Annotated in this window: 12 protein-coding genes; 6 read left to right on the top strand and 6 right to left on the bottom strand. The window is 37.2% G+C overall.

The window, feature by feature from the left end:
- The first annotated feature begins 240 nt into the window (after nt 1-240).
- The 6 genes from AB1498_02065 to AB1498_02090 all read left to right on the top strand — a co-directional run bounded on the left by AB1498_02065 (nt 241) and on the right by AB1498_02090 (nt 2,612).
- Nucleotides 241-522 (top strand): type II toxin-antitoxin system RelE/ParE family toxin, encoded by a 282-nt coding sequence (locus AB1498_02065; protein ID MEW6087073.1) that lies wholly within the window; start codon nt 241-243, stop codon nt 520-522.
- 12 nt (nt 523-534) lie between these two features.
- Nucleotides 535-855: a HigA family addiction module antitoxin gene (locus AB1498_02070; GenBank protein ID MEW6087074.1), complete on the top strand. Its 321-nt coding sequence runs from the start codon at nt 535-537 to the stop codon at nt 853-855.
- A 94-nt stretch (nt 856-949) separates the two neighbouring features.
- Nucleotides 950-1,330, top strand: a complete 381-nt coding sequence (locus tag AB1498_02075; protein MEW6087075.1) for a hypothetical protein — start codon at nt 950-952, stop codon at nt 1,328-1,330.
- Between the two features lie 12 nt (nt 1,331-1,342).
- Nucleotides 1,343-1,843: a hypothetical protein gene (locus AB1498_02080; GenBank protein MEW6087076.1), complete on the top strand. Its 501-nt coding sequence runs from the start codon at nt 1,343-1,345 to the stop codon at nt 1,841-1,843.
- A 136-nt stretch (nt 1,844-1,979) separates the two neighbouring features.
- Nucleotides 1,980-2,354, top strand: a complete 375-nt coding sequence (locus tag AB1498_02085; GenBank protein ID MEW6087077.1) for a hypothetical protein — start codon at nt 1,980-1,982, stop codon at nt 2,352-2,354.
- Nucleotides 2,355-2,402: 48 nt separating this feature from the next.
- Entirely contained in the window at nt 2,403-2,612 is a 210-nt protein-coding gene (locus AB1498_02090; GenBank protein ID MEW6087078.1) for a transposase, read from the top strand.
- A 244-nt stretch (nt 2,613-2,856) separates the two neighbouring features.
- On the opposite strand, the gene AB1498_02095 is transcribed toward AB1498_02090, so the two are convergent.
- The 6 genes from AB1498_02095 to dnaK form a co-directional block, all read right to left on the bottom strand.
- Entirely contained in the window at nt 2,857-4,326 is a 1,470-nt protein-coding gene (locus AB1498_02095; GenBank protein MEW6087079.1) for an MBOAT family O-acyltransferase, read from the bottom strand.
- A gap of 6 nt (nt 4,327-4,332) precedes the next feature.
- Nucleotides 4,333-5,622: an SGNH/GDSL hydrolase family protein gene (locus tag AB1498_02100; protein ID MEW6087080.1), complete on the bottom strand. Its 1,290-nt coding sequence runs from the start codon at nt 5,620-5,622 to the stop codon at nt 4,333-4,335.
- A complete protein-coding gene (locus AB1498_02105; protein MEW6087081.1) occupies nt 5,622-7,163 on the bottom strand; it encodes a hypothetical protein in 1,542 nt (513 codons plus the stop codon). The genes AB1498_02100 and AB1498_02105 overlap by 1 nt, the downstream gene beginning before the upstream one ends.
- Nucleotides 7,164-7,242: 79 nt before the next feature.
- The gene (locus tag AB1498_02110; GenBank protein ID MEW6087082.1) at nt 7,243-7,632 is read right to left on the bottom strand and encodes a YbgC/FadM family acyl-CoA thioesterase; all 390 of its coding nucleotides are present in this window, start codon (nt 7,630-7,632) and stop codon (nt 7,243-7,245) included.
- Between the two features lie 19 nt (nt 7,633-7,651).
- Nucleotides 7,652-8,836, bottom strand: a complete 1,185-nt coding sequence (dnaJ, locus tag AB1498_02115; GenBank protein MEW6087083.1) for a molecular chaperone DnaJ — start codon at nt 8,834-8,836, stop codon at nt 7,652-7,654.
- 57 nt (nt 8,837-8,893) lie between these two features.
- A complete protein-coding gene (gene dnaK, locus AB1498_02120) occupies nt 8,894-10,861 on the bottom strand; it encodes a molecular chaperone DnaK (protein MEW6087084.1) in 1,968 nt (655 codons plus the stop codon).
- Between the last annotated feature and the right edge of the window lie 144 nt (nt 10,862-11,005).

Consider the following 11,005-nt stretch of genomic DNA (forward strand, 5'->3'; position numbering starts at 1 on the left):
CCAGGATAAACTGTTCATAGCTTGTAAGTTGTTTCACGAAAGCTCCTCCTTTTTCCAAAGATTTCTCTCTGGAGGAGCTTTTCGTCTTCTTCGGGCTATATATTAAAGGATTTCAACAGAACCAATTCCAAAAATTAAATGAAAAAGATTATAGAGAAAATAACCGAATTTATTTTGTTTGATAATTAAATAGTATTTAACGCTTGACGTTATACGTTATTTAGTGATATACTTTCATCAATGATAAAATCATTTAAGTGCAGGGAAACTGAAAAAATATTTAATCGCCTTTTTTCGCATAAGCTTCCCCATAATATCCAAAAAGTTGCGTTTCGAAAATTAAGGATGTTAAACAGGGCGAACATATTAAATGATTTACGTGTTCCACCTTCGAATCATCTCGAGGCATTACACAGTGAGAGAAAAGGACAATTCAGCATTCGAATAAATGACCAGTGGAGAATTTGTTTTGAATGGTTAGAACACGACGCTTCAAATGTCGAAATAGTTGATTATCATTAGGAGGACTTAATCATGAGCAGAAAAAAAATAGAACCCATTCATCCCGGAGAAATATTAAACGAAGAATTTCTCAAACCAATGAATTTAAGCCAGAACAAATTAGCCAATGATATTGGAATTTCACCGCGCAGGATTAATGAAATAGTGCATGGGAAAAGAAGAATTACGGCTGACACGGCTCTTCGTTTGGCGCATTATTTCAAAATGTCTCCGCAGTTTTGGCTTGGCTTACAGATGGATTACGATCTTGATATTGAAGAAGACCGGCTTGCCGCACGAATTGAAAAAGAAGTTGGAGTTTATTTTAACGACTTAACTTTAGCAAAAGCATAAAATAAAAATTCCTAACCATGCGCTACGCTCCGGGAGAACCAGGCGCTCGAGACCAATCCCCCTTCGGGGGACGGCTCAGCTCCGCGTTAAAATTATGAAAAAAATATTTCTACTCATATTTGTAATTATATCAGCAGGTCTTGCATATGCCCAAAATCTAGGAAATAGTATCTTCGACAAAAATAAATTTGAAAAAATACTTCCTGTGGGTTGGCATATAGAAACTATCCGAGAGAATGAATACCCTTATGGATTTATAGAAAACACAAATAACAATGGTTTAAGCATTTTTCTAAAAGGTTCGGTAGAAGTAAAAGACAAAGGCCAATCCACAAAAGAAAGTATATCTATCTGGATTATGCCGCTGAACTACTCAGCAAATAAAGCTTCTTCCCCTGGACCATCGCATTTGTCAGCAAAATTAATCGGAAAAAATAATAATTCCAATATTTTTGTTTTACTTTGGTCAGGTTAGTCTTCATGGCAAATGTGGGAAAGAGACTTAATTTCATTCTTTGAACTCAAACCAATAATGGAGACTTTAGACTATTCAAGCACATTTGCCGGTTCCATAACTCAAAAACATGTCGATACTATCTATGCTGTAATCAAAAAGTATGTATTTCCGAAGGACACGAGTTCAGAGATTGAGGATGCCCTTCGAAAGAGTTCAAAGACTCAGGTATTTACATTCGAGAGGCACGGAACATTTATGGTCGTTTATGCAGACGTTCGGAACAAAACACACCCTTATGGTATCAGAGCATCTGGGAATAATGGCCGCAATTTCGTATTCAGATTGGACAACAAGCAAGCAGTTCTTGTATATCACAATGATTTTGATGAGGTAGAGAACAGAATTGAGCTAATTGAGGACGGGAAAGATCTCTTTCTTTACTCATACGGACATATAGGTCTGGGGGCCGGCAAGCAGGGGAGGAATCGATTCTGTTGGAACGGTGCAGAATTTGTATACGTAGACCATTAAATATTAAAAATAATTGTAAATTCAGCAATTTTTATTACTCTCTAGTCCATAATTTCATCGACAAACAAAAACTAAAGATATAAAATAAATTAGAAACTTTTAACAATTTCATGCAGCGGATTCTGAATAAAAATATTTGTTTGAAATCCTGGAAAACAAAGATGAAGAATCTCTTATAAGAGCTAGTGCTGTTTGTTCTATCGAAACGATCAGGGGTAAATACCAAGAAAATAATGTTGAAAAAAGCATTGAGGAATTTTTGGATACCAAAAAATATGAAAGATTAGTTTATGAATTAACATTATCATTTGATTATCTGGATGAAAGCGATATAAGAAAAGTCGAATCTTTTAAAAGAGAAAAGTCAGAGGAATTTACAAGCACATGGGTAAACAATTTGATACCCGTCGTAAAAAATAGAAATGCCACCTTTTTTTTCTATAATTACGAGGAAACTATAAATAACATGAAAGAATCTTGTGAAAAAATCATTCTGGATAAAATAGAGTAAAAACTTTTGATCCCTATAATTTGTAACATTACTTCTTCCCCTCAATCCTTGAAAAAGAAAATTGATTCAGTAGCCGGAAGATATATTTATAGTAAACGAATGGAAATAATTGAACCCGTCTTTGGGAACATAAAAAACAATCTGGGGTTAACCAAATTCACCTTAAGAGGAAAACCAAAAATAAATATCCAATGGAAATTGTTCGCAATCATACATAATATTGGTAAAATATATAGGTACGGAATGGAATTTGCTTAAAGTAAAGTGATAAACGAGAAGAATCAGTTAGTAAACCCCGTTAGAGAACTTTGTCCTCTAACGGTTTGCGCTGACGGTGGCATTTCCGCCAAAGGCGGATTCGCCTCAGAGAAAAACCACCGTCAGCTTGGAAATCCGCCTTAGGCGGACTAAAGTCGGTGGCTTTCTCTAACGGGGTAAAGCAATTTCAGTCCCCTATTCCTATCGTCCCCTATTCCTATTTGGGACGTTGCGAATTATATATTCAAAATTTAAAATATATATACGGCCTTATTCCTGATGATTTAAACTGGATAATTAAAAATATCATTGCCGTGACATAAACTGCCTGCAAAAATATTGGAGAATTTGTTATTATATTTTCACTTTTTGATCTGACTGCCTCGGGCATAAAATGGCTCGCAAAACCTATCAAAATAAGCACGGAAACCAGTTGGAAACTTGAAATAAGCTGAATGAATATTTGCCCATTAAAATTAACGGATATTTGTTTTATTATATCAATTGCAACCGGATAACTTTTTGCCCGGAAAAATATCCACGCTAAACAAACAAAATTAAATGTGAAAATAATGCTTAGATATTTAAAATATTTATTTTCCTTAATTCCAACGATACTACGAAATATTTTATTAAAAATCAGCCCCAACCCATGTATCCCTCCCCAAATTATAAATTTCCATCCTGCGCCATGCCATAAACCGGCAAGAAGCATTGTCACAAATAAATTTAAATATTGTCTTATTTTTCCTTTTCTATTGCCCCCGAGCGGGATATAGACATAATCTCTAAACCATGTTGAAAGAGAAATATGCCATCTTCTCCAGAACTCGGTAAGATTTGATGAAACATACGGAGAATTAAAATTTACGCATAGTTTGAAACCCATTAATAAGGCAATCCCGGTCGCTATATCAGAATACCCGGAAAAATCGCAATAGATTTGCAGAGCATATCCATAAACTGCAAAAAGATTTTCAACGCCGGAATAAAGTTTTGGATTATCAAAAACTCTATCAACAAAATTGATGCTTATGTAATCAGCAATTATTGCTTTTTTAAACAGGCCAGCGAGTATCAAATAAAGCGCTTTACCTATATCTTCTTTTCTGACAAAAACATCTCTGCCAATTTGAGAGATAAATTCGCCGGCACGTGTAATTGGACCTGATAAAATCTCCGGGAAAAACGATACAAAAAACCAGTAGTCTAAAATATTATTGGCCCTCTTAATTTTACCGCGATAAACATCGATTATATAACTTAGTGATTTAAACGTGTAAAAAGAAATCCCTATAGGCAAAATTATATTTGATGTCATAAGGTTTTTCGAAAAAATACTGTTTATATTGCTGATAAATAAACCGGCATACTTAAAATAGGAAAGGATCCCGATATTGATTAATAAACTGCAAATAAGTAAGATTTGCTTCTTTGTTTTAGAACCCGTTTTATCAATATATTCAGCAAGGATATAGTCCGAGATGGCAGTAAACAACAGGAGTAACACAAATACGCCGTTCGATTTGTAATAAAAATATGTTGAGAATAAACATATATAGATTATTTTTGCTTTCTGATTTTTATGGACAAACTGGTATATAAATAGGAATCCAATAAAAAGAAAAAAGAAAAAAGCCGTATTGAAAATCAAAGGCTGTTTTGGATTATACAAAAACACGCGTAAAAATTTATCCAAATCGAATTTAAGCATGTTAAACTACCTTCTTAAAAAGGCTTCAAATAAAAGTTTTCCCTGCAGTTCATAACCGTTTTTAAAAAAATGTATCCTGTCATTTTGAACAAGCGATTTTTTATGCCACTTTTCAATGGAACCATCACCACCCATTATGGAATATAAATCCCAATAGGCATAATTATTTTTAAGAGCATAATTTATGATTGAATTTCTGATAAAACCCAGCTTTTCATTTTTTAAATATACTTTCTTTTTATAATATTCCTTTACCCTTTTACCGCTTTTATCTTTCTTATATGCGAAATCCGTTATCCGCCGTGTTAATAAATTATCCGGGGGAATGGTGAATAATATGTCCAAATTTGGATTATAATGTTTTATTTTGCTTATAAACCTATTAACAGAATCATTAAAATTTTCAGGGTTGATAATTTTGCCAAGTGATTCATTGGTCCCGAGAGAAATTATCAGTAAATCAGGACTCAAAACAGATAATTGTTTGATTGAACTTTCATTATTATTAAAATCATCAAATGTAGCGCCGTTTATGCCTAGTGAATTATATATAATCCCATAATAACCATTTTCAAAAAGCATACCATAAAACCTGAAATGGTCTTCATTTTTATTAACCTGTTGAGTTCTTAATTTTACTGATTTGAGAGGCCCATCAAACCGAAAAACGTCATAAAATTCCCCGGAACCATCAACAAAAACACCAGGAGTATTATTAAATCTTCCCGCTTCATTTAAAAAATAGCCAAATGCCCTCTCATCTTTTTCATAAAACACCGTAACTTTGTTAAAACTATAATCAACATCTTTATTGTCTTTTAAATTTATAGTAATTTCACTGCCGGGGGCAAATGTTTCAATGGATATTCCGCATAAACCGACAGTCATTTCAGGATGTTTATTTTTAATACTATCATGTTTCCACTTTTTATTAGAAAAAGAAATATAAGAAGAAGAGGAATTAGTCCTTGCCAGTTTATAAGGAAAAATAATCCCAAGCCCCGCGTTTCCAAAATACCTATGAAATAACATTCTAAGTTCCCCGGTAAAATAATCTGCCTGAATATGAGAATCGCCTATATGAATAATTAATATTTTACTTTTATTTGTATTTTTCAGGTTTTCCAGCTTGTTATAAAATACCTTTAAAGATTCACTATTTTCAATTTTATTTTTGTCATAATTTATAAAATTGAATTCTTTTTTAATAGAATGTCCCACCGGGCCGTTAATTATATCCGCCCCTGCTAAATTTGGATTTAAAAAAAACATTAAAAAAAACAAAAATAGTTTCATTAATTATCCTTTTTATTTATTATTGCCCTGTATAAAAGTTCCGCCAATATTCTGCCGCCGGACATATTAAAATGAGTAAAATCGTAATTAGCCTGTTTATTTTCGACATATCTGACCATTGATTTTTCAGAACCCATAACATAATATAGATTCCAGAAAGAAGATTTTGAAAGATTTGCAATATTATATTGTTCTTTAACCAGAAGGGGAATCCTTGGATTTGTATCATACTCACCATTATCATTCTTTATTGAAATATCATGAACGCTTATTGTTAAAACAGCCGCAGTTTTTATGTTTTCATTAATATATTTAATTGCACTTACCATTTGTCTTTGATACCATTTATAAGTTTTATAGACCGGATCAATTATGTTTGAACCATATTGCAGAATAATAAGGTCGTAATGCAAAATATCATTGAATTTTTTTATTAATCCGCCATCTATTTTTTTTATTTCAATTCCTGAAATTCCCCTATATGAGAAATTGTCAATATAAACACCACCCTTATCATCAAAATTCACGCCATATATAAACATTTCAGCGTTTGACAAAATATTTATTTTTACCTTCCTGAATACTTTATCAGGTGTTATTGTTATGGTTTCCAAATCTTCACCAATTTCAAGAGGCCTGATTATCCTTTTTGTATCATCAATCGTAAATACGGCATAAGATTTTGTTTTTACATGACTGTAGTAAATTGATACCGAATTAAAAAACTGGAGAGTTTTATAAATTTTTGCCGCTCTGTATTCTGTCCAGCTTGAGTTATCAATATCTTTTAATATAGCATTTTCATCTAAAGCGGAATCATAATTTAAAATTTTAGGAATGTATGTATAACCGGATATTCCAAGCGGAACGTTTTTTTCATTGCTTAAAAACGAGTAAGTCTGCCAATCAGGAGAATATGAATGAAAAATGGTCTGCCTGAAACCTGAAAAAACTGAAGTAACCGGGACAAACCCGACATTTCTGCCCCCGAAATTGTCCTGGAGGTAATTTCGAAAGTCCTGGACCAATATATCACCTTCGATAACAGAATCTCCATAGTATGCAATTCTTACTTTTTTATTAGCCATTTTTACCTGCTTGAGTTTTGCGGCAAGACGCTTCATATCATTTCTTTTATGGCTGAAATCAACAATTCTGTCTGTATTAAAATCTTCTGTTTTGCAAAATTCATTTTTATTCACTGATGAATCATTTTGGGACATAAAATTTTCGGAAAGCTCAACAGATTTTTCAGGTTTTAACCTGCCGGCCATGGCAATGTTTGTGCTTTCATTTATATTGAAGTGCTTATTATCTAAACTTGTAATTTTTTTCTTTTCTTTTTTTTTGACAATATCTAAAAAAAGGTTTATCTTTTTAATCCTAAAACCAGATATCTCCGGATTGAAATCCAATAATTGAATAATAATCAGAAATATTGTGGAAAGAAAAAATATTACAAAAGGCCGCCATATATAATTCCTTACGGGTTTTAGTTTTTCATTATCATCTCCATTAACTTTATTTTTTTTAAAGTCCATGGTTATCTTATCGGTATTTTTAATAATTTAACATTATTAAAATTTATAAGGACGTTTTTAAAACGGACGGAAACGTGTTTTAAGGTGTGATGTTGGCGGAAATCTTTTTCGCGACCTCTTCAGGAATCCCTGTAATCTTAAAATTATTATTAACACAAACCAACTGGACCGACGCGGAAACCAAAAGCCTGCCTTCCCTTTTAGCCTGCTGTAAAAACTCTATCGAGGCATTTTTCAGTTCTTTTATTTCAGTAAAAATTTCAAGGGTATCGCCATAAGCAGAGGGTGCTTTATAATCAATATTTGTATTCCTGACTATAAAAAGAATGTTTTTTTGAGATAATTCTTTGATGTCAATCCCTTTTTCTCTGAGAAATTCAGTCCTTCCCTCTTCAAAATATTTAAGATAATTAGCGTAATAAACAACACCTCCGGAATCTGTGTCATGATAATAGATTTTTTTTGGCATTTTAAAAACAGAATTCATCTTATAAAAATAAATTTTTTAATTTTTTAAAGAAATCCTTTACCTGCGGGAACGTACTTTCATCCTCAGTCGCCGCAAATTCCTTAAGCAACTCTTTCTGCCTTGAAGTTAACCTCGACGGCACTTCGACGATTATCCTGACAAGTAAGTCTCCCCTGCCATATCCATGAAGGTGCTGGATACCCTTTCCTTTAAGAACCAAAGTTTTATGACTCTGGGTCCCTGACGGAATTTTTAATAAAACCTTGCCTTCCAGCGTTGGGACTTCAATCTCGCCGCCCAATGCCGCCGTAACAAAACTAATCGGCACACTGCAAACTATGTCATCCTCATGGCGTTCGAAAAATTCATGTTTTTTCTCTTCAATGATAACAATTATGTCTCCGGGCGGGCCTCCCCTGGGGCCGGCATTCCCTTTCCCGCGCAGGGGGATATAATTACCCTCCATAACACCGGCAGGGACATTTACCGTGATAGTCGATGCGCCGCTTGTCCTGCCCTGTCCCTTACATTCAGGACAAGGCTTCTGGATAATTTTACCTTCCCCATAGCATTTCGGGCATACACTAATGCTTATGGACTGCCCAAAAATGCTTCTTGTCACCTGGCGGACCTCACCTTTACCATGGCATGCGGGGCATGCTGTTGAATCAGCGCCTTTTTCTGCGCCGCTGCCGCCGCACCTTTCACATTTGTGCAGGCGGTCCAGTTTAATGGTTTTTTCAACGCCTTTTGAGATCTCTTCAAGCGTAAGTTTCAATTTTACATGTATATCTGAACCTGTCTGCCTGGCGGACCGCCTGCCTCCTCTTCTTCCCTCTCCAAAAAATTCGTCAAAACCGCCGCCGCCAAAACTAAAACCGCCTCCCCCGCCAAAAGCCTCCGCGAAAGCACGAAGCGCTTCGGACAAATCAACGTGGCCATATTGCGCATGCGGCCCCCCAAACCCAGCGCCCATGCCCGCCGGACCTTCATGCCCAAACTGGTCATACGCGCTTCGCTTATCGGGAGCGGACAAGATTTCATACGCCTCAGCTACTTCCTTGAATTTTTCCTCGGCTTCTTTATTCCCGGGATTATTATCAGGATGATACTTCAAAGCAAGTTGTCTGTAAGCCTTTTTTATTTCATCTGTTGACGCGTCTTTTTTGATACCAAGAATCTCATAATAATCTCGTTTTGCCAATTTCCCCCCTAACTTAATTAAATTCTACAGGAGCTTTATTAATCAAGTCCCATTTGTCTATTTCTTTTTCTTCTTTTCTTCCTCATCCACGACTTCATAATCGGCCTCAACAGCCTCTTCTTTTTTGGCACCTGTGCCTTCTTCACCCGCACCCGGTGTCCCACCCTCTTCGCCTGCTCCAAAACCGCCTGCCGCGCCCGCGCCAAAATCACCAGCGCCCGACCCGCCGGTCCCGGACCCTCCCGCGCCCTGTTTTTTCGCGGCTTCCGCGTATACAACTTCCGCGAGTTTATGAGACGCTTTCATCAACGCCTCAGACGCCGATTTTATCTCTTTCGCGTCTTCGCCCTGGCTTACTTTCTTCAACTCTTCCAGTTTCCCGTTAATGTCCTGCTTAATTGAATCATCAACTTTATCGCCGTATTCCTTCAGGGATTTTTCCGTGTTATACACCAGGCTGTCGGCTTCGTTCTTTGCTTCCGTCAATTCCTTCCTTTTCTTATCCTCCTCCGCGAACCTCTCCGCGTCTTTGACCATTTTATCAATTTCATCTTTTGACAATTTTGTCGGGGCCGTTATACGGATACTCTGCTCTTTTTTGGTCCCCAAATCCTTTGCCGTAACATGCAAAATGCCGTTCGCGTCGATATCAAACGTGACCTCTATCTGGGGCATGCCTCTCGGCGCGGGCGGAATACCCACGAGTTCAAACCGGCCCAATTCCGTGTTGTCTCGCGACATCTGCCTTTCACCCTGCAGGATATGAATATCCACTGCGGGCTGGTTGTCTGCCGCGGTCGAAAAAACCTGGCTCTTTTTTGTGGGAATTGTCGTGTTTCTTTCAATGAGCTTTGTAAAAATGCCTCCCAGTGTTTCTATTCCAAGTGAAAGCGGCGTGACATCCAGGAGCGTAACATGTTTCACCTCGCCCTGCAGAACCCCTGCCTGGACGGCCGCGCCCATTGCCACGCATTCCATCGGATCAACACCACGCTCAATTTTCTTCCCACATAAATCTTCAACAAATTTCTGGACCGACGGCATCCTGGTCGGCCCGCCGACAAGTATAATTTTATGTATATCGTTAGGCGTCAATTTCGCATCGGACAGCGCCTGCTGGACCGGTTTCCTGCACCTTTCAATAATGGGCGTAATCAGCTGTTCCAGTTTCGCGCGGGTAAATTTCATCTGCATGTGTTTGGGACCCTGCGCGTCAGCGGTAATAAAAGGAAGGTTTATTTCAGTTTCAAGTGTCCCTGAAAGTTCTATCTTCGCTTTTTCACCCGCTTCACGAAGCCTTTGTACGGCCATCTTATCTTTGCGGAGGTCAATGCCATTGTCCCTTTTAAATTCATTCGCGATATAATCAATTATGGCGTTGTCCATGTCGGTACCGCCCAACTGCGTGTCACCGCTTGTCGATATAACCTCAAACCCGCTCTTTTTCCCGTCCGGATCATACCACATGTCCATTATTGTCACATCCAATGTCCCCCCGCCCAAATCAAAAACAAGGATCTTGTGTTCTTTTTCGGCCTTATCGATTCCATAGGCGAGGCATGCGGCTGTCGGTTCATTAATAATTCTTAAAACTTCAAGCCCGGCGATTGTTCCCGCGTCTTTTGTCGCCTGCCTCTGGTTATCATTAAAATACGCGGGGACCGTGATGACCGCCTGGGTAACCTTATCTCCTAAAAAAGCTTCAGCGTCCTGTTTAATTTTCTGTAGAATAAAGGCGGATATCTGCTGGGGAGTATATTCCTTGCCGAAAATCTTTACCTTGTAGTCCGTTCCCATTTTCCGCTTTATCGCCTGGACCGTCCCCTCCGGGTTGGACACCGCCTGCCTGCGCGCGGGTTCACCCACAAGCCTTTGCCCGTCTTTTGTAAAAGCTACATATGACGGGAACGCTTTCCCGCCGATACTGGCCCCTTCGGCAGAGGGTATAATTGTCGGTTTTCCTCCCTCCAAAACAGCTGCCGCTGAATTCGAAGTCCCTAAATCAATTCCTATTATTTTACTCATGATTTTTTCCTCCTTTAAATTTTACGTAATGTCAAAAATCTCTTTGACATTTTATTAAAATTCCTTATCATTATCGATAAAAATCAACTTTTTAAATGCTCCCCCCTGTTTTTAAGAAAATTTTGAGGTATAATAATCATCATA

It is taken from the genome of bacterium (genome assembly GCA_040754625.1).
GTDB lineage: Bacteria > JACRDZ01 > JAQUKH01 > JAQUKH01 > JAQUKH01 > JAQUKH01.

What these genes read in the sequence shown, in the direction of transcription:
- AB1498_02065 (MEW6087073.1), top strand. Translation starts at nt 241, where the DNA reads ATGATAAAATCATTTAAGTGCAGGGAAACTGAAAAAATATTTAATCGC.
- AB1498_02070 (MEW6087074.1), top strand. Translation starts at nt 535, where the DNA reads ATGAGCAGAAAAAAAATAGAACCCATTCATCCCGGAGAAATATTAAAC.
- AB1498_02075 (MEW6087075.1), top strand. Translation starts at nt 950, where the DNA reads ATGAAAAAAATATTTCTACTCATATTTGTAATTATATCAGCAGGTCTT.
- AB1498_02080 (MEW6087076.1), top strand. Translation starts at nt 1,343, where the DNA reads ATGTGGGAAAGAGACTTAATTTCATTCTTTGAACTCAAACCAATAATG.
- AB1498_02095 (MEW6087079.1), bottom strand. Translation starts at nt 4,326, where the DNA reads ATGCTTAAATTCGATTTGGATAAATTTTTACGCGTGTTTTTGTATAAT.
- AB1498_02100 (MEW6087080.1), bottom strand. Translation starts at nt 5,622, where the DNA reads ATGAAACTATTTTTGTTTTTTTTAATGTTTTTTTTAAATCCAAATTTA.
- AB1498_02105 (MEW6087081.1), bottom strand. Translation starts at nt 7,163, where the DNA reads ATGGACTTTAAAAAAAATAAAGTTAATGGAGATGATAATGAAAAACTA.
- AB1498_02110 (MEW6087082.1), bottom strand. Translation starts at nt 7,632, where the DNA reads ATGCCAAAAAAAATCTATTATCATGACACAGATTCCGGAGGTGTTGTT.
- dnaK (MEW6087084.1), bottom strand. Translation starts at nt 10,861, where the DNA reads ATGAGTAAAATAATAGGAATTGATTTAGGGACTTCGAATTCAGCGGCA.